General features: G+C 67.6%; 15 protein-coding genes. 3 read left to right on the plus strand and 12 right to left on the minus strand.

The genetic code is table 11. The features are described from left to right. Nucleotides 1-17 precede the first annotated feature (17 nt). The 4 genes from ACSVDO_RS17515 to ACSVDO_RS17530 are packed head-to-tail and all read right to left on the minus strand — an operon-like array spanning nucleotide 18 to nucleotide 2,585. Nucleotides 18-980, minus strand: a complete 963-nt coding sequence (locus ACSVDO_RS17515) for an aspartate carbamoyltransferase catalytic subunit (RefSeq protein WP_332534864.1) — start codon at nucleotides 978-980, stop codon at nucleotides 18-20. 2 nt (nucleotides 981-982) lie between these two features. After that, nucleotides 983-1,510: a bifunctional pyr operon transcriptional regulator/uracil phosphoribosyltransferase PyrR gene (gene pyrR / locus ACSVDO_RS17520; protein WP_332534866.1), complete on the minus strand. Its 528-nt coding sequence runs from the start codon at nucleotides 1,508-1,510 to the stop codon at nucleotides 983-985. After that, nucleotides 1,507-1,986, minus strand: coding sequence for a Holliday junction resolvase RuvX (ruvX, locus tag ACSVDO_RS17525; protein WP_489593695.1), 480 nt, complete (start codon nucleotides 1,984-1,986; stop codon nucleotides 1,507-1,509). Before ruvX ends, pyrR begins: the two co-directional genes overlap by 4 nt. Beyond that, nucleotides 1,983-2,585, minus strand: a complete 603-nt coding sequence (locus tag ACSVDO_RS17530) for a YqgE/AlgH family protein (protein WP_332534869.1) — start codon at nucleotides 2,583-2,585, stop codon at nucleotides 1,983-1,985. The genes ruvX and ACSVDO_RS17530 overlap by 4 nt, the downstream gene beginning before the upstream one ends. A gap of 22 nt (nucleotides 2,586-2,607) precedes the next feature. Here ACSVDO_RS17530 and ACSVDO_RS17535 point away from each other — a divergent pair, with 22 nt between their 5' ends. Beyond that, a complete protein-coding gene (locus ACSVDO_RS17535) occupies nucleotides 2,608-4,110 on the plus strand; it encodes a cryptochrome/photolyase family protein (RefSeq protein ID WP_332534870.1) in 1,503 nt (500 codons plus the stop codon). 91 nt (nucleotides 4,111-4,201) lie between these two features. On the opposite strand, the gene ACSVDO_RS17540 is transcribed toward ACSVDO_RS17535, so the two are convergent. From ACSVDO_RS17540 to ACSVDO_RS17565, 6 genes are read right to left on the minus strand one after another with little or no spacing between them, the layout of a single operon-like run. Continuing rightward, nucleotides 4,202-10,192, minus strand: a complete 5,991-nt coding sequence (locus ACSVDO_RS17540) for a hybrid sensor histidine kinase/response regulator (protein WP_489593697.1) — start codon at nucleotides 10,190-10,192, stop codon at nucleotides 4,202-4,204. Between the two features lie 48 nt (nucleotides 10,193-10,240). Next, nucleotides 10,241-12,487 carry a methyl-accepting chemotaxis protein gene (locus ACSVDO_RS17545; protein WP_332534874.1) on the minus strand — a complete coding sequence of 749 codons (2,247 nt, stop codon included), beginning with the start codon at nucleotides 12,485-12,487 and terminating at the stop codon, nucleotides 10,241-10,243. Between the two features lie 23 nt (nucleotides 12,488-12,510). Then, nucleotides 12,511-13,038, minus strand: coding sequence for a chemotaxis protein CheW (locus ACSVDO_RS17550; protein WP_332534876.1), 528 nt, complete (start codon nucleotides 13,036-13,038; stop codon nucleotides 12,511-12,513). Between the two features lie 13 nt (nucleotides 13,039-13,051). Further along, on the minus strand, nucleotides 13,052-13,417 hold the full coding sequence (locus tag ACSVDO_RS17555; RefSeq protein WP_332534878.1) for a response regulator: 366 nt from the start codon (nucleotides 13,415-13,417) through the stop codon (nucleotides 13,052-13,054). Continuing rightward, entirely contained in the window at nucleotides 13,417-13,818 is a 402-nt protein-coding gene (locus ACSVDO_RS17560; RefSeq protein ID WP_332534879.1) for a response regulator, read from the minus strand. Before ACSVDO_RS17560 ends, ACSVDO_RS17555 begins: the two co-directional genes overlap by 1 nt. 44 nt (nucleotides 13,819-13,862) lie before the next feature. Continuing rightward, on the minus strand, nucleotides 13,863-14,015 hold the full coding sequence (locus tag ACSVDO_RS17565) for a rubredoxin (protein WP_159911299.1): 153 nt from the start codon (nucleotides 14,013-14,015) through the stop codon (nucleotides 13,863-13,865). 115 nt (nucleotides 14,016-14,130) lie between these two features. Here ACSVDO_RS17565 and thiD point away from each other — a divergent pair, with 115 nt between their 5' ends. Further along, nucleotides 14,131-15,123 carry a bifunctional hydroxymethylpyrimidine kinase/phosphomethylpyrimidine kinase gene (gene thiD, locus ACSVDO_RS17570; RefSeq protein ID WP_332534880.1) on the plus strand — a complete coding sequence of 331 codons (993 nt, stop codon included), beginning with the start codon at nucleotides 14,131-14,133 and terminating at the stop codon, nucleotides 15,121-15,123. Continuing rightward, the gene (gene hemL / locus ACSVDO_RS17575) at nucleotides 15,107-16,411 is read left to right on the plus strand and encodes a glutamate-1-semialdehyde 2,1-aminomutase (protein ID WP_332534882.1); all 1,305 of its coding nucleotides are present in this window, start codon (nucleotides 15,107-15,109) and stop codon (nucleotides 16,409-16,411) included. The genes thiD and hemL overlap by 17 nt, the downstream gene beginning before the upstream one ends. Before the next feature lie 55 nt (nucleotides 16,412-16,466). On the opposite strand, the gene ACSVDO_RS17580 is transcribed toward hemL, so the two are convergent. Beyond that, nucleotides 16,467-16,907 carry a c-type cytochrome gene (locus tag ACSVDO_RS17580; protein ID WP_489593703.1) on the minus strand — a complete coding sequence of 147 codons (441 nt, stop codon included), beginning with the start codon at nucleotides 16,905-16,907 and terminating at the stop codon, nucleotides 16,467-16,469. Nucleotides 16,908-16,918: 11 nt separating this feature from the next. Then, nucleotides 16,919-18,511: a bifunctional phosphoribosylaminoimidazolecarboxamide formyltransferase/IMP cyclohydrolase gene (gene purH / locus ACSVDO_RS17585; protein WP_332534885.1), complete on the minus strand. Its 1,593-nt coding sequence runs from the start codon at nucleotides 18,509-18,511 to the stop codon at nucleotides 16,919-16,921. Nucleotides 18,512-18,539: the final 28 nt, after the last annotated feature.

Raw genomic sequence — 18,539 nt, forward strand, 5'->3', positions numbered from 1 at the left:
GCCGCTCAGGGGGTGCTTCAAGCCTCATTGCCGGCAACGATGGACATCACGGCCATGCGCACGGCAATGCCGAACGAGACCTGCGACAGGATCACGGCCTGCGGGCCGTCGACCACTTCGGAGTCGATCTCGACGCCGCGGTTGATAGGTCCGGGGTGCATCACGATGGCATCGGGCTTGGCCAGGCGCAGCTTCTCGGCCGTGAGACCGAAGGCCTTGAAATATTCCTGGCTCGAGGGCAGCAGCGCGCCGGTCATGCGTTCGTTCTGCAGGCGCAGCATGATGATCACGTCGGCGTCGCGAATGCCTTCTTCCAGCGTGTGGAACACGCGCACGCCCATCAGCGACAGGTCGGAAGGCACGAGCGTGCGCGGACCGACCACGCGCACTTCGGCCGCGCCCAGCGTGGTGAGCGCATGGATGTCGGAGCGCGCCACGCGCGAGTGCAGCACGTCGCCCACAATGGCCACGCGCAGGTTGGAGAAGTCCTTCTTGTAGTGCCGGATGGTGTACATGTCCAGCAGCCCCTGCGTGGGGTGGGCATGGCGGCCGTCGCCGGCGTTGACCACATGCACGTGGGGGGCCACATGCTGGGCCACGAGGTAAGGCGCGCCCGACTCGCCGTGGCGCACGACAAAGATGTCGGCGGCCATGGCCGACAGGTTGGCAATGGTGTCGAGCAGCGACTCGCCCTTGCTCGCCGAGCTGCGCGCGATGTCCAGATTGAACACGTCGGCCGACAGCCGCTTGGCGGCGATCTCGAACGTGGTGCGCGTGCGCGTGCTGTTCTCGAAGAACAGGTTGAACACGCTCTTGCCGCGCAGCAGCGGCACCTTCTTGACTTCGCGGTCGTTGACGCTGACGAAGTTGGCCGCGGTGTCGAGGATATGCGTCAGGATGTCCTTGGACAGGCCTTCGGTCGACAGCAGGTGAATCAGCTCACCGTTCTTGTTGAGCTGGGGATTGCGCTTGTACAACACGGTCAGGCCTCTTGGATGCGGAAATGGAAGCGTCCCTGGTCGTCGCGCGCCAGCGCCAGCGCCTGGGCCGGCGGCAGCGCGATGCGCGCCGCGGCGAAGTCGGCCTGGATGGGCAGCTCGCGGCCGCCGCGGTCGACCAGCACGGCCAGGCGCACGCAGTCGGGCCGGCCGTAGTCATAGAGTTCGTTGAGCACGGCGCGTATGGTGCGGCCCGTGTAGAGCACGTCGTCGAGCACCAGGATGTCGGCGCCGTTGACGTCGAAGTCGATCTGCGTCTGGGCGCTGGTGGCCATGCCGCGCTGCGCGAAGTCGTCGCGGTGCAGCGCCGACGACAGCACGCTGGGCGTGCCGGGCAGGTTCAGGTCCTTGTGCAGGCGCTCGACCAGCCAGGCGCCGCCCGAAGTGATGCCCGCCAGGCGCGTCGACGCTCCCATGAGGCTGCGCACGCCGCGCAGCAGTTCACGGTACAGCGCCTCGGCGTCGAGCACCAGGCTGCCGCTGCCGGCGCCGCCGGCGATGGGATCGTTCATGGAAGACTCCTCAGAAACTGTTCAAGAATGATGCAGGCCGACGCGGCGTCGGCATCGCGCGCACCGCCCGAAATGGCTTCGGTGGTGCTGTAGCGCTCGTCGACTTCGAACACCTGCAGGCCGAAGCGTCCGCGCAGCTGGCGGCCGAACTTGAGCGCGCGCGCGGTGTTCTCGTGCGCCGCGCCGTCGGGGTGGTAAGGCACGCCTATGACCAGCGCGTCGGGCTCGAATTCCTTGATGCGCGCCGCGACCTGCAGCATGCGGGCATCCGCGCCTTCGGCCTTGATCGTCGCCTGCGGAGTCGTCAGCCCCATCATGCGGCTGCCAGTGGCCACGCCCGTGCGCTTGGTGCCGAAGTCAAAGGCCAGAAAGCTCTGGAAATGCGTGGGCACGACCACGGCGGCGCGCAGCGGCGCATCCGTGGAGGCGCGCGCGGGCGACGGTGCCGCAGGCACCGTGTCGGGAGAATCGCTCATGCGTGCCCCACTTCCGGGGACAGCGACCAGGCCTGCAGGCCCAGAAGGCCCAGGGCACGGTCGTAGCGCTCGGCGACGGGCGCCTCGAAAATCAGCGCCACGTCGGCGCCCACCGTGAGCCAGGTGTTTTCGGACAGCTCGGATTCAAGCTGACCCTCGCCCCACGAGGCATAGCCCAGCGAGACGAACACCCGGCGCGGGCCGGCGCCGTTGGACAGCGCTTCGAGCACATCCTTGGAGGTCGTCATTTCGAGACCTCCGGGAATGGTCATGGTCGAGGCGTAAATGGACTCGTCGGACGGAATGCTGCCTTCGGCCGTGAAGGCCTCGTGCAGCACGAAGCCACGGTCGGTCTGCACCGGGCCGCCCCGGTACACCATGTCGGTGCGCAGGTCTTCGCGTCCGAGGGAAAGATCGATCTTGTCGAGCAGGCCTTCAAGGCTCAATGGCATGGGCTTGTTGATGATCAAGCCCAGAGCGCCACGCTCACTGTGCTCGCACAGGTACACCACGCTGCGCGAAAAAGACTCATCTTCGACGCCGGGCATGGCAATCAGAAAATGGTGCGTCAAGTTGATAGGCGCAGAATCAGCGGGCATTCCTAGATTTTAACGGTGATCCATGGCACTTTCGGGACCTGTGGGCTTGGTCTGGTTGCGACGCGACCTGCGCACGCGCGACCACGCCGCCCTTTTTCATGCATTGCGCGGCTGCGCGCAGGTGCATTGCGTCTTTCTTTTCGACGACGCCATCCTCGCGCCGCTGGCGCGCGCCGACCGGCGCGTCGAGTTCATCCACGACAGCCTGGCCTGTGTCGATGTCCAGCTGCGCACGCTCGCCGGCCAGGCCGACGCCGGTCTGATCGTGCGCCAGGGCCTGGCCGAAGAGGAAATTCCGCGCCTGGCGCAGCAGCTGGGCGCCACGGCGGTGTTCGCCAACCACGATGACGAGCCCCAGTCGCTGGCGCGCGACGCGCGCGTGCGCGCTGCGTTGCAATCGGCAGGTGTGGCGCTGCACACCTACAAGGACCATGTGATCTTCGAGCGCGACGAAGTGCTGACGCTTGCGGGCGCGCCGTTCAGCGTGTTCACGCCCTACAAGAACGCCTGGCTGCGCAAGCTCAACGCTTTTTATCTGTCGTCCTACCCGGTGGAGCGCTATGCCGCCCACCTCGCGCCCCGGCCCGCGCAATATCGCCACCTGCCCACGCTCGCCGAGACAGGCTTCGAGCCCACCAATCTGCACCAGCTGGCACTGCCCACGGGCAGCGTCGGCGCGGACCAGCTGCTCGCCGACTTCGTGCCGCGCCTGGCGCAATACGGCGACACGCGCGATTTCCCGGCCGTCAAGGGCCCGAGCTATCTGAGCGTGCACCTGCGCTTTGGCACCGTGTCGATACGCGAACTGGCGCGCCTGGCCTGGACCGAATCGTCGCAGCACCAGAGCCCGGGCGCGGCCGTGTGGCTCAGCGAACTGGTGTGGCGCGACTTCTATCACCAAATCCTGGCCCATCATCCGCGCGTGGTGACCCAGGCTTTCAAGCCGGCCTACGACGCCATTGTCTGGGAAAGCGGCGCCGAGGCCGAACGCCTGTTTGCCGCCTGGTGCGAAGGCCGCACCGGCTACCCGCTGGTCGACGCGGCCATGGCCCAGATCAACCAGACCGGCTACATGCACAACCGGCTGCGCATGGTCGTAGCCAGCTTTCTGGTCAAGGACCTGGGCATCGACTGGCGCTGGGGCGAGCAGTACTTCGCCGAGCAGCTCAATGATTTCGATCTCGCGGCGAACAATGGCGGCTGGCAATGGGCGGCCTCCACGGGCTGCGACGCCCAGCCCTACTTCCGCATCTTCAACCCCATCAGCCAGAGCGAGAAGTTCGATGCCGCGGGCCGCTTCATCCGCCGCTATCTGCCGCAGCTCGCCGCCCTGCCCGACAAGCTGATACACGCGCCGTGGAAGGCCGGGCCGCTGGAGCTGGCGGCGGCAGGTGTGTCGCTGGTCGATGCAGGCGAAGCGCTGGGCGCTTCAAGCTATCCGCGCCCCATCGTGGACCATGCCGAGGCAAGGGATCGCACGCTGGCGCGGTTTTCCGTGGTCAAAGGGGCCGTGGACTCTCAATAAACAGCGGCGCCGGCTCAGCACGAACGCTTGGTCCGTTCGGGCTGAGCCTGTCGAAGCCCCGGTATTCAGCCGTTCACTCCGCGCCAATCACTTACGCAACCGACGTGGTATGAGCCATCGCCAACGCAGCGTAATGCTGCACCAGGCTCAGCAGTTCCTCATCCGAATACGGCTTGCCCAGATAGTGGTTGACGCCGATCTGCTGCGCATGTTCGCGGTGCTTTTGCGCAATGCGTGACGTGATCATGATGATGGGCAGATCGTGCAGCCGCGCATCGGCGCGGATGTTGCGCGCCAGATCGAAGCCGTCCATGCGCGGCATTTCGATGTCGGACAGCACCACAGCCGGGCGCGCGCCCTGCAGTTTTTCAAGGGCCTGCAGGCCGTCGGATGCGACCTCGACACGATAGCCTTCGCGCTGCAGCAGGCGCTGGGTCACGCGGCGCACGGTGATCGAATCGTCGACCACCAGCACCAGCGGCACCTCGCCCGCGCCCGCGGCCTGCGGCTGCACCGTCGCCACGCCATCGCCATCGCCGTCGGCCAGCGGCTGCGGCGCCCGCGCGGGCTGGCGGCGCAGCTGCTCGCGCACCCGCTCGCCATACACGGTGGCCAGCGCCACCGGGTTGTAGATCAGCACCACCGCGCCCGAGGCCAGCACCGACATGCCGGTCAGACCCGGCAGACGCGCGAGCTGCGGGCCCAGAGGCTTGACCACGAGTTCCTGATTGCCCAGCACTTCATCCACATGCAATGCGAGCCGCTGGGCCGCGCTGCGGAAGATCACCACGGCGCGCGTCTTGCCCACGTCTTCGAGGCTTTGCGGCGACGACTGCCACAGCGCTCCGCCCCAGAAGAACGGCAGCGTTTCGCCGCTGGCAGCGTCTTCAAGCTGACCACTGCGGTAGGCCTGCTCCAGCGGCGCCAAAGGCACGCGGCGCACGATTTCCACCAGGTTGGCGGGAACGCCCACGGCGAACTGGCCCACGCGCAGCATCACCACCTGCGTCACCGCCGTGGTCAGCGGCAGCACCAGGCCGAACGAGGAGCCCGCGCCCGGCGTGCTGTGGGTCTCGATGCGCCCGCCCAGCGCGTTGACTTCGGAGCGCACCACGTCCATGCCTATGCCGCGCCCCGACACGCCCGTGACTTCGCTCGCCGTCGTGAAGCCCGGCTGGAAGATCAGCTGGCCGGCCTGTTCGGCCGTGATGTCGGCATCTTCGGCCACGAGGCCGCGCGCCACGGCCACGGCCTGGATGCGCTTGAGGTCCAGGCCCGCGCCATCGTCGTCGAAACGCACGCGCACATCGTTGCCTTCGTGCTGCAGCGTCACGCTGATAGTGCCGATCGCATCCTTGCCCTGCGCCTGGCGCTGCGCGGGCAGCTCGATGCCATGGGCCACGCAGTTGCGCAGCAGGTGTTCGAAGGCCGGCACCATGCGGTCGAGCACGCCGCGGTCCATCTCAATCGTGCCGCCGACGACGTTGAGCCGCACCTGCTTGCCCATTTCCTTGGACGTCTGGCGCACCACGGCGTAAAGGCGTTCGGAAATCGCGTCGAATTCCACCATGCGCGTGCGCAGCAGGTCGCGCTGCAGATCGCGCGCCTGGCGGCCCTGGGCGACCAGGTCGTCTTCGGCCGCGGCCAGATCGCGCTGCAGATTGCGCTGCACCGTGGCCACATCGTTGACCGACTCGGCCATCATGCGCGTGAGTTCCTGCACGCGCGTGAAGCGGTCGAACTCCAGCGGATCGAAGCCCGCGGCGGAGTCCTTGGACAGCGCCAGCCGCGACTGCATCTGCGTCTCGGCCTGGACTTCGATGTCACGCAGCTGCTGGCGCAGGCGCTCCAGGTTGCCGTTGAGGTCGTAAAGCGAGGCGCGCGCCTGCACCAGGCGCGCATCGATACGCGAGCGTGCAATCAGCACTTCGCCCGACTGGTTGATCAGCCGGTCGAGCAGCTGGCCGCGCACGCGCACCGACTGCTGCGAGGCCGAGCGTGCGGCCGTGAGCGGAACGATAGGCGTGAAGGTCGGCGCGCGCAGGCCTTCAATGCGTTCACGCGCCGGCTCGGGCGTCTCGGCCGCAGCGACAGGCGCCGCGGCGATGTCGTCGCCGAGCGCGCGCAATGCCGCGAAATGGCCGTTGAGGATGTCGAAGCTGCCCAGCAGCGGTTCGATCTGCGCGGCCTGCGCTTCCTGCGCGTCTATGTGTTCAATCGCCGACTCGAGCCGGTGGGTGATTTCGCCCAGGCGCATCGCGCCCGCCAGGCGCGCACTGCCCTTGAGCGTGTGCAGCGCGCGCAGGCTGGCATTGCGCGCTTCGAGGCGCTGCGGATGCGCGGCCCAGTCGCGCAGCGCCGTGCCCAGCACCGGCAGCAGTTCGGCCGCCTCTTCCTCGAAGATAGGGAACAGGTCGGGATCGAGCGCGTCCAGCACTTCGATGTCGTCATCGATGGCGCTGTCCAGGGCCATGGCCGGCTGCAGCACGGGTTCGGCCGCAGATTCGGGTTCGGCCGCAGATTCGCGTTCGAGTTCGGCTGCACATTCGGGTTCGGCCGCCTGCGGTGCATCAATCGCGGGCGCGGCGTCGGCGCTCAGCTCCTGGGCCCAGATCGCATCTTCGGCGTCGAGTCCCTGGGCGATGGCGCCCTCGCCCACGGCGCTGCCGATCTCGCTGTCGAGCACCTGCTGCAGCGCCTCTTCCACGGAGGCCAACGGCGTCTTGAGAAAACCCGCGGCGAACTGGTGCAGCAGGCGGCGGATCTCGTTGGCCGCGGCCAGGAACACCGCCAGATGCTGGGCATCGCCGAAGCCCTGGGGCCTGACATGCATCAGCGCATGCTCGAGCGCGCGCGACAGCCGCGACAGGTCCTTGAAGCCCACGGTCGCGGAACTGCCGGCCAGCGAATGCGCCCAGCCCACGGCTTCCTCGGGCTGGGGCCGGTGGGCTTCGAGCGCCCATTCCTGCAGCGCCACATCGAGGCGGCGCGACCATTCGTCGGCTTCGTTCAGATAGACGTTGTACAGCGGCAGATGGATGCGCAGGCCGTCGATCACCTTGACGTTGTCGTCCACGGGCTCGGCCGGCTCGGACAGCGCTTGCGGCGATGCTGCGGCCTCGACTTCGGCTTCACCCTGTGCCGCGATCTCGACCTCGGGTTCGGGTTCGATGACCGGCTCGGCTGGCGGTACGTCCACCGCATCCTGCGCGCGCGTGGCGTCGGTCGCAGGCGCCTCGGGCGCCCAGTTCCAGCCTTCGTCCAGCGGCTCGGCCGCGGCGGCCGGCGCCTGCGCGGGCTCGGGCGTGGGTTCGGGCAGCGCCTCCTCTATCTGGGTATCGTCCCAGCCGGGCGTGTCGTCCAGCCACTCGTTGCCGGTCTCGGCCGCGGGCTCAGGCTCGGCCGCGGGCTCGACGCTCTCGACGGGCTGCGCCGCCACCTCGGCGGCGGGCTCAGGCTCGGGCTGCGGCGCTTCGACGGGCGCGGCATCGGGCAATTGCTCGCTCGCCTGGAGCGCGGATTCAAATGCGGCAAAGTCGATTTCCTCGACCTCGCCCGGCAGATCGGGCTGCGGCGCGGTGCCGGTTTCTATGCCGGCGTCCGTTTCCTGCGCTGCGGGCAGCAATTCTTCGGCCACGGGCTCCGGCTGGCGACGCCGCAGCGACGGCTGCAGCGCCACGGGCGCGCGCTGGCCTTCGAGGCGCATCGCGTCGGCCGCGGCGCGAAACGGCGTCGCCGACCATTCCTGGTCCTGGCCATCGGCAATCGCCTGGGTCCAGGCCGAAAATGCGTGCAGGGCCTCACGCGCCAGCGACTGCCAGGCGGCGGGCATGGGCTTTTGTTCGCCCAGCCAGGCGTTGAGCATCTGCTCCATGGCCCAGCCGGCTTCGCCGAACTCGTCGAGTCCGACCATGCGCGCGCTGCCCTTGAGCGTGTGGAACACGCGGCGCAGGCTGGTCTGCGCATTCCATTGCGCGGCGTCGCCCTTGAGCGCATCGAGGTCTTCCAGGCCCTGGCGCACGACGTCACGCGCCTCCTCGAGGAAGATTCCGCGCAGTTCCTCGTCTGTGTCTTCTTCGGCCACGCTCAGCGGCGCGGCCGCAGCGGCCGCAGCGGCCGCAGCGGGCGCCATGGGCGCAGGTTCAGGCTCGGCAAGGGCCGGCGCTTCGACCGGCGGCGGCTGGACCGCGACCGGCGCCGGCGCCGGCGGCGCGGCGACCGGCAGCACGGGCGGCAAGGGCTGGGGAGCGCGCGCTTCGACGCGCTGCGTGCGCTCTTCGGGCGCATCGGTCGCGCGCACGCGGTTGCGGCCCATGATGATGCGCAGCTCGCCCGACGGCTCGTCGTAGATGAACAGTTTGCGCGCCAGGTTGCGCTGGTAGCTGAGCATGTCGATCAGAAAGCCCAGCGCGCCGAGATTGTTGCCCAGCCGTGCAAACACCTGCGGCTGATCCGCCGCGGGAATCTCGTCGCGCATCAGCTGCTCGACGGTATCGCGCATGCGCACCACGGCCAGGCAGGCCTGCTCCAGCCCCAGCACCGACAGCACGCCGCGCATCTGCGCCATATGCTGGGCTGCCTTGGCCAGCACCTCTACCTGGGCCGGCTGGCGGAAGAACTGGTCGAGCAGATGCTCGGCCTCGGCCAGCGTGGCGCGCAGTTCGCCGACCACGCTGCCCATGGTCTGGCCGTCGCTGACATGGCGGTAGAGGTCTTCCATCCAGGGCTCTAGCGGCTGCGACTCCATGCCCTGGCGCGCTTCGTCCAGGCGCTGGGCGAGCCGGCCCGAATGCGCGGCCATCGACTCGTCGGCGAGTTCGGGCGAGGCCAGCGCGGCCTGCAGATAAAGAATGGCGGTCGCGACTTCGAGCGCCAGCGCGGGCGCGGGCGGCTCGCCGCTGCGCGCCATCCATTCGATCACGCGCTGCAGCGCGCGCGCCAGCCCGGTGCTGTCGGGGTAGAGCTTGTTGAGCGAATCGCAGACCTGGCCGAACTGCTCGACCACGGGCTTGATCTTGCTGCGGTCGCCGCCGGCCAGCGCCGACCAGCAGTCGGTCGCCGCGGCGACGCGCTTGCGCGCCTGCGCCAGCAGCGCGGGATCGAAGCGGCCGAAGCGGGCCCGCTCGTAGTCGATGCGGGGGTGGCGCGCCAGACCAAAGGACTCGCGCACCGCGCGCAGCACGGGCGCCTGGACGCTGGCGTCGGCCGGCTCGGCCGCCTGGGCGCAGAAGAACAGCAGGTCCTGCGTCAGTCGCTCGGGCAGGCGGTTGTCGCCCTTGGCCATGGCCGCGTACTGCATCAGCACGCGCGAGGCGGCGCGCTTGGCGTAGAGGTCGGGCTTGACCAGGCCCTGGGCAAAGGCATCGAAGAAGCCCGCGGCGATCTTCCAGAACGTGCGCGCGCCGGACTCGGTCTGCGCGGCGACAAAGCCCAGGCAGGTCGCGCGCAGCTGGGCCGCGGCCGCCGGATTGCCGGTCTTGACCAGCGCCAGCACGCCGGCATCAAGCAGCGCCCGCGCCTGCGGCCCATAGGCCAGGGACTGGGGGCTTTCGGGCAGCACGGGCTCGCGCATGCGCCGCTCGGCAGGCCACAGATCGGCCGGATGCACCTTGTCGTTGCCGGCCAGCGCCTGCGCCGCGCGGTATTGCGGAAACAGCGCGACCGCGGGCACGGCCCGGCCGGCGAGCAGCGTATCGAGGTATTCGAGCAAGGCGAAGCTGGCGTTCTCCAGCGTGCTGGCCGCTTCGGCCGTGCAGCGCTGGGGGTCCTGCTCCAGCCGCAGCACTGCGGCTTCCATCGCATGCACCAGACGCGCGGCGGCGCGCAGGTCCACCATCTCCAGCGCGCCGCCGACCTGGTGCAGCGCCTGCTGCACGGCCAGCGTGTCGAGCGCGGCCTGACCTCCCTCGGGAGCGAGTTCGGCCTCGCGCGCGAAGCGCGCCAGCAACTTGGCCGCGCCTTCCAGCGATTTGCGCAGCTCGTCGATGACCCATGCCAGGGGTCCGAGATCCTGCTCGCCCTGCGCAGCATCGGCCGAGTTTTTCTCGGCGGCGTGGGGAAGGAAGGCGTCAGTGGAAGACATGCGGAACTCCGCGGCGGACTAACGCCGGTGTAGGAAAGGGGAAACGCCTCAGGCGATCTTGAAGCGGGCGACCGACTGACGCAGCTCCTCGGCCATGTGCGACAGTTCGCGCACCTGTTGGGCCGTACTGCGCGTGCCTTCGCCGGTCTGCTCGGTCACCGCGAAAATATGCTGGATATTGTCTGCCACGCCGTTGGCCAGATCGGCTTCGCGCGAAGTCGATTGCGAGATCTGCTCGATCAGCTCGGCCAGGCGGCGCGACACGCTGTCGATCTCGGTCAGCGCCGTACCGGCGGTATCGGACAGCTGCGCGCCCTGCACCACGCCCTGGGTCGAGCGTTCCATGGCCGCGACCGCATCCTGGGTATCGGTCTGAATCGCCTTCACCAGCACCGAGATCTGCCGCGTCGCGTCGGCCGAGCGTTCGGCCAGGCGCTGCACTTCCTCGGCCACGACCGAGAAGCCGCGGCCGGCTTCGCCGGCCGATGCGGCCTGGATGGCGGCGTTGAGCGCCAGCACGTTGGTCTGCTCGGTAATGTCGGAAATCAGTTCGGTGATTTCACCGATCTCCTGCGACGACTCGCCCAGGCGCTTGATGCGCTTGGAGGTGTCCTGGATCTGGTCACGGATGGAGTTCATGCCGCCGATGGTGTTCTGCACCGCCTTCAGGCCTTCGTCCGCGGCCTGCAGCGACTGGCGCGCCACCGCGGCCGATTCCTGGGCCTGGGCCGACACCTGGTTGATGCGGGTCGCCATGTCGAGCACCGAGCGGCCGGTTTCGCGGATCTCGCGCAGCTGTTCGGTCGATGCCGCGAGCAGTTCGGTCGAGGTGCTGTCCACCTGGGCCGTGGTCTGGGCCACGCGCGTCGCGGTGTTCTGCACGCTGCCCACCAGCAGTCGCAGTTCTTCCACGGTGTAGTTCACCGAGTCGGCAATCGCGCCCGTGATGTCTTCGGTCACGGTGGCTTCCTGCGTCAGGTCGCCTTCGGCCACCGACTGCAGCTCGTTCATGAGCCGCAAAATGGCCGCTTGGTTGGCGTCGTTGACGCGCTTGGCTTCGTGCTCCTGGCGGCGCGCATCGCGCTGCTGCTGTTCGGCCGCGCCCTGGCGGCTGCGGCTGTCGAGCAGCTGCACGCGCGAGATGCCCACGCCGCACAGCAGCACGAACAGGCCCACCAGGCCCAGCAGCGCGAACTGGCCCGCGCCCAGGCCTGCCGTGGAACGCAGCTGCACCTGCAGCGCCTCGAGGCCGCGGCGCAGCGCTTCGCTGTCGTTGTTGATCGTCGTCTGGCCTTCGCGCGCGGCCACCAGGCCTTGCAGGTTGCCCAGAATGGCGCTGGCGTCGGTACGCGTCTTTTCGTACAGCTCGATCAGCGCCTGCAGCTGTTCACGCGTCTGCGCGTCGCGCGTCGCGGGCAGGCGCAGCTCGCTGCTGCCGTTGAGCAGGCTCTCGGCGATTTCGCGGAACGAGGCCAGATCCTTGCCCAGCAGGAACACGGCTTCGGGGCTCACGCCTTCGGTGGTCTGGAATTCGTTGGCCGACTTGCCTATGCGCTGGGTCAGCATCACCAGCTGGCCGGCGGCCGAAATCTCGGCCGGCGAAGCGCCCTGCTGCAGCTTGAGCGAAGCAATCGTTTCGGCGATTTCAAGCAGCTCGGACGACTGGCGGTTCACCGCGCGCAGCGCGTCACCGACCTGCATCAGCACCTGGCGCTGGGCCATCACCTGCTTGGCGCTGTTTTCGGCACGCTCCATCAACGGCGTGATGTCCTTGAGCGAATCGGCGTACTCGGAGCCCAGCGGCTGCACGCCCAGCGCGTCATCGCCGCTGGAGAGCGCGCGCACGCTGCGCGCCAGCACGTCGGCGCTTTCCTGCAGCGCGTCGAACGCCTGGCTGTTGCCGGTCATCGCCTGCGAGGCCGACTTGGCCAGCCGCTGCGACTGCATCAGCGCCTGGCCGTTGGCGGCCAGCTGCTGGGCCGAACGCTCGGCCTGTTGCAGCACCCAGCCGGCCATCAACGCCAGCACGGTCACACCGACCGCGAGCATGATCAGCAGGCGGCGCTGCTGCTGCGCCGCGGGCGCGCGGCCCAGCAGCGGCAGCGCTACCTGCTCTTCATTGAGCTGCTGCTCCTCGTCGGTGTAAGCCGAGAGACCACTGTCACCGTAGAGGCTGGCCGGCGCCTCGCGCGCGGGTTCCTGCGCCAGGCCCGCGTCAGGCTGATCGCTCAGCCCTTCGCCGCTGCCGGCGGAACGGCGCTGAAACATTTTTCCAATTTTCTGGGCAAAAGACATGACACAGCCTCACAGGGGAAAACTCAGGCACGGATATGGAGAAATTCAGGGTCTTGCGCGAGGCTTTGCAGATCGATTTCCTGCCAGGAATCGCCGGCCTCGTCGAAGTAGGTCGCGCCCCAGTAGCCTGGAGCGTCGAGCGGGGCATCCTGCATGCCCGTGAAATTCTGCGCGCCGCGCAGGCCCAGCAGGCGGTCCACGAGCAGCGCCGCATGCACTTCGAGCGCCGGATTGAACGCCAGCAGGCTCGCATCGGCCAGCGTCATTTCGTTGCGCGCCACGGCCTTGCCCTGCAGGCCGGGAAAATCGACCACGGCGACCAGCGTGCCGCGCAGGTTGGCCACGCCCATCAGCCAGGGCTGGGTGTAGGGCACGCGCAGCACGCCCGACCAGGGAAAGATCTCGCCCGCATGCGCGAGCGGCATCAGATAGCGGCTGCCGCCTGCCTCGACCGCCAGCCAGCTGGCCGCAGCCACGCCTTCGCTGCGTGCCGCCTGGAGGCGCGCGGCCAGCCGCGCATGCAATTGTCTCAATGCTTCACGATTGGCCATGGGGCAGCGCCGCTCAGCCCAGCGCGTCGATCTTGGCCTGCAGCTCTGCCGGGTCCACGGGTTTGGTGATGTAGGCGCGCGCGCCCTGGCGCAGACCCCAGACCTTGTCGGTTTCCTGGCTCTTGCTGGTGCACATGATGATGGGCACGTCGGCATATTGCGGGTCGCGCGTGATCGCCCGCGTGAGCTGGAAGCCGTTCTGTCCCGGCATCACCACGTCCATCAGGATCAGGTCGGGTTTTTCCTCGGCAAGGCTGCGAAAGGCCTCTTCGGCGTTTTCCGCGCAGCGCACCTGCATGCCTTTTTTCTGCAGCAGATCGGTCAGAAACATCAGCTCGGTCTTCGAGTCATCAACGACCAGCACCTTCTGAACAGCCATCACATCGCTCCTTGGGAAATCTTGCCGAATTGCCGCACGGCTTGCAGCAACTGGTCTTTGGTAAAAGGTTTGGTCAGGTATTCCTGACAGCCGACCATGCGGCCGCGGGCCTTGTCGAACACGCCATCCTTGGAAGAAAGCATCACCACCGGCGTATCGGCATAGCGCGCATTGCGCTTGATGATTGCGCAGGTCTGGTAGCCGTCGAGCTTGGGCATCAGGATGTCGCAGAAGATCAGCTGCGGCTGGTGGTCGTTGACCTTGGCCAAGGCGTCATAGCCGTCGTCGGCGAGCAGCACTTCATAGCCACCCTGGCGCAAGAAAATTTCGGCACTGCGCCGTATGGTGTTGCTGTCGTCCACCACAAGCACCTTCAAAGGTGCGTCCGCTGTCGTTGTCACTTGAGAGCCTCCCAGTCAAACCACGGCACAGGTGCACCCTGCGCTCAAATTTCAACCATCTCGAAGTCTTCCTTGCGGGCAGCGCATTCCGGACAGGTCCAGTTCATCGGAACGTCCTCCCAGCGGGTTTGCGCTGGAATGCCATGTTCCGGACAGCCGAGCTCTTCGTGGTACAGCCAGCCGCAGATCAAACACATCCAAGTCTTAGGGTTCGTCACAGCTTAAAGGGCCTTCACATAGAATGCAACGATTGTATCCAGTCATCACCCTGACATTCCCAGGCATTGGCGCAGGGGCAAACTAAGGCCCATCATGGCAACAACTCCCACCCCACCCACCGCCCTGGGCGCACCCGCGCCCGAAGACTTCGACGTCGCGCAGCCGGTGTGCGTGCTGGTCTTCAACGCCAGCGACCCCAGCGGCGCGGGAGGCCTGACGGCCGACATCACCACCATCGCTTCGGTCGGCGGCCACCCGCTGGGCGTGGTCACCGGCACCTATGTGCGCGACACCAGCCGCATTTTCGAGCATTACGCGTTTGCCGACGACTGCGTCGACGAACAGGCGCGCACGGTGCTCGAGGACCTGCCGGTGCGCGCGATCAAGGTCGGCTTCGCGGGCAGCCCCGAGAACCTGGCCGTGATCGCCGAGATCTCCTCCGACTATCCCGATCTGCCCATCATCAGCTACATGCCCGAGCTGTCCTGGTGGCGCGACGACCTGCTCGATCAATACCTGGACGCGTTCCGCGAACTGGTGCTGCCGCAGACTTCGGTGTTGGTCGGAAACCACAGCACGCTGTGGCGCTGGCTGCTGCCCGACTGGGACGCGAGCCGCAGCCCGAGCGCGCGCGACCTGGCGATGGCGGCCGACGAGCTGGGCGTGCCCTATGTGCTGGTCACCGGCATTCCGCTGCCCGAGCAGTTTCTCGACAACGTTCTGACCACGCAGCACGCCGTGCTCGCCAGCCACCGCTTCGAGATGTTCGACGGCTCGTTCAGCGGCGCGGGCGACACCTTGTCGGCCGCGCTCACGGCGCTGGTCGCCAGCGGCAACGACCTGATCAGCGCTACGCAGGAAGCGCTCGAATACCTGGACCACAGCCTGGACAACGGTTTCCGCCCGGGCATGGGCCATTTCCTGCCCGATCGCATGTTCTGGGCCCAGCCCGAGGACGACGAACTCGATGCCGAGGCCGAAATCGAGGAAGCGGCGCCCCAGCCCGCGACCCCGCTGGGCCGCTCGGTGAATGAACCACTGCCCCTCGAGGGCTTTGTGATGCCTCCCCATGACACAAAACACTGACCTGAATCTTCCCCTGTTCGAACGCGCCAAGGCCGTGATCCCCGGCGGCGTCAATTCGCCGGTGCGCGCCTTCAATGCCGTGGGCGGCACGCCGCGCTTCGTGCAGCGCGCCCAGGGCGCCTATTTCTGGGACGCCAACGGCCAGCGGTTCGTCGACTACATCGGCTCCTGGGGCCCGATGATCCTGGGCCATGGCCACGCCGAGGTGCTGGCCGCCGTGCAGGAAGCCGCGCTTGACGGCTTCAGCTTCGGCGCGCCGACCGAACGCGAAGTCACGCTCGCCGAAAAGCTCATCGCGCTGCTGCCGTCGATGGAAATGGTGCGCCTGGTCAGCTCGGGAACCGAGGCGACGATGAGCGCCATGCGCCTGGCGCGCGGCTTCACGGGCCGCAAGAAGATCATCAAGTTCAACGGCTGCTACCACGGCCACTCCGATGCGCTGCTGGTCAAGGCCGGCTCGGGCCTGGCGACGTTCGGCAATGCGACCAGCGCCGGCGTCACGCCCGAAGCCGTGCAGGACACGCTGGTGCTCGAGTACAACGACATCGCCCAGCTCGAAGAAGCTTTCCAGCTCTACGGCGAGCAGCTGGCCTGCGTGATGATAGAGCCGATTGCCGGCAACATGAACTTCGTGCGCGCCAGCGTAGAGTTCACGCGCCGCATCCGCGAGCTGTGCACGCAGCACGGCGCGCTGCTGGTCTACGACGAAGTGATGACCGGTTTCCGCGTGGCCCTGGGCTGCGCGCAAAGCGTCTACGCCAGGGATATTGCGGGCTTTGCACCCGACATCACGGTGCTGGGCAAGGTGATTGGCGGCGGCATGCCGATGGCGGCCTTCGGCGCGCGCCGCGAAATCATGGCCAAGCTCTCGCCGCTGGGCCCGGTCTACCAGGCCGGCACGCTGTCGGGCAACCCGATTGCCACGGCCTGCGGCCTCAAGACCCTCGAGCTGATCAGCCAGCCGGGCTTCCATGAACAGCTGCACCTGCGCACCGGCCGCCTGATCACGGGCCTCACGCAAGCCGCGCACGAAGCCGGTCTGCCGTTCTGCGGCGACCATGAAGGCGGGCTGTTCGGCTTCTTCTTCCTGCCCGAACTGCCCACGACCTACGCCGAAGTGATGCGCACCGACGGCCAGCGCTTCAACAAGTTCTACCACGGCATGCTGGAGCGCGGCCACTACTTCGCGCCCGCGCTCTACGAAGCCGGCTTCGTGAGCGCCGCGCATACCGACGCGGACATCGACAGCACCATCGAGGCCGCGCGCGCGGTGTTCAAGACGCTGTAAGCGCTGCGCCCCATGAAAAAGCCCCGCAGGTTTTGGCCTGCGGGGCTTTTTTCGTTCAGGGCGCCGGGTCCGGCTGCTCCAGCACCCAGGCCGCCATGGCCTGGGCCTGCGCCACGCTGATGCCCGGCTGGCGCGGCATCAGCTTGCGCCCCCAGACGCCCGCGCTGCCTTCGCGGATCTTGCGCTCCAGGTATGCATGCGCGTCGGGCCGGCTGCGGTAGCGCTGGGCAATCTGCGCAAAGCCCGGTCCCACATGGGTCTGCTGCATGCCGTGGCAGCGCAGGCAGAACTGGCTTTGCACCAGCGCCCAGCCTTCGCTGGCCGCGGGCAGCGCAGCCGGTTTCTCAGCGAGCGCTGCGGGCGCGGCCGGTGGCGGCTTGCGGCTGACCAGGCTTTGCCAGGCCAGCCAGGCAAACAGCGCCGGCACCATGGCGACGGCCACGCCCAGCCACACCCGGCGCCAGCGCCTGGAGGCAGGGGAAGGCGGCTGCACCATAGCGCGTCAGATCAATGACGGAAGTGGCGCACGCCCGTGAAGACCATGGCCACGCCGCGCTCGTTGGCGGCGTCAATGACTTCCTGGTCGCGCATCGAGCCGCCGGGCTGGGCCACGCAGGTCGCGCCTGCATCCACCACCACGTCGAGTCCGTCGCGGAACGGGAAGAACGCGTCGCTCGCAACCACGGTGTGCTGCAGCGACAGCTTGGCGGCCTCGGCCTTGATCGAGGCAATGCGCGCCGAGTCGAGGCGGCTCATCTGGCCCGCGCCCACGCCCATGGTCATGCCGTTCTTGCAGAACACGATGGCATTGCTCTTGACGTACTTGGCGACCTTCCAGGCGAACAGCAGGTCCTGCAGTTCTTCCTGGGTGGGCTGCTTGACGGTCACGATCTTGAGATCGGCCAGTTGCAGTTCATGGTTGTCGGCGGTCTGCAGCAGCATGCCCGAGCCCACGCGCTTGGTCTCGATCACGTTGCGCACCTGGTTGTAGTCGGCCGGCAGAGCGATCTTCATCAGGCGCACATTGACCTTGGACTTGAACACTTCCAGCGCTTCGGGCGTGAAGTCGGGCGCCATCAGCACTTCGGTGAACTGCTTGGCGACGGCCTGGGCCGCGGCCAGATCGACCGTGCGGTTGAAGGCGATGATGCCGCCGAAGGCGCTGGTGGGGTCGGTCTGGAAGGCCTTGGCATAGGCGTCATGCGCATTGCCGGCCACGGCCACGCCGCAGGGGTTGGCGTGCTTGACGATCACGCAGGCCGGGGCTTCGAAGCTCTTGACGCACTCCCAGGCGGCGTCGGCGTCGGCGATGTTGTTGTACGACAGTTCCTTGCCCTGCAGCTGCACACCCGTGGCCAGCGAGCCGGCAGCGGGTGCGAGGTCGCGGTACCAGGCGGCCTGCTGGTGGCTGTTCTCGCCGTAGCGCAGGTCCTGCACCTTGATGAACTGGCTGTTGGCCTGGCCGGGGAACGTGGCGCGCGTGGGCACATATTCCTCGGACAGCTTGTCTTCCTCGAAATTCACGCTCGACAGGTAATCGCTGATCGCGCCGTCGTACTGGGCGATGCGGTTGAACGCGGCGACCGACAGTTCGAAGCGCAGCTTGTGCGACAGCTTGCCTGCGGCCTGCAGTTCGGCCAGCACGGCCGGGTATTGCGAGGCATCGGTCAGCACGCCGACATCGGCCCAGTTCTTTGCGGCGGAACGCACCATGGCCGGGCCGCCGATGTCGATGTTCTCGATCGCGTCGGCCAGCGTGCAGCCGGGCTTGGCGACGGTGGCTTCGAACGGGTACAGGTTCACGACCAGCAGGTCGATGGTGTCAATGCCGTGTTCCTTGAGCGCCGCCATGTGGGCGGGCACATCGCGGCGCGCGAGCAGGCCGCCGTGGACCTTGGGATGCAGGGTCTTGACGCGGCCGTCGAGCATTTCCGGAAACGCGGTGACTTCGGCCACTTCGGTCACGGGCAGGCCCTTGTCGGCGAGCAGCTTGGCGGTGCCGCCGGTCGACAGCAGGCGCACGCCCATGGCATGCAGGGCCTGGGCGAATTCAACGATGCCGGTCTTGTCGGAGACGGAAAGAAGTGCGGTGAGGGACATGGTGGGATATTTTCAAAAGGAAACAGGG

Source organism: Comamonas sp. DB36 (assembly GCF_057914905.1).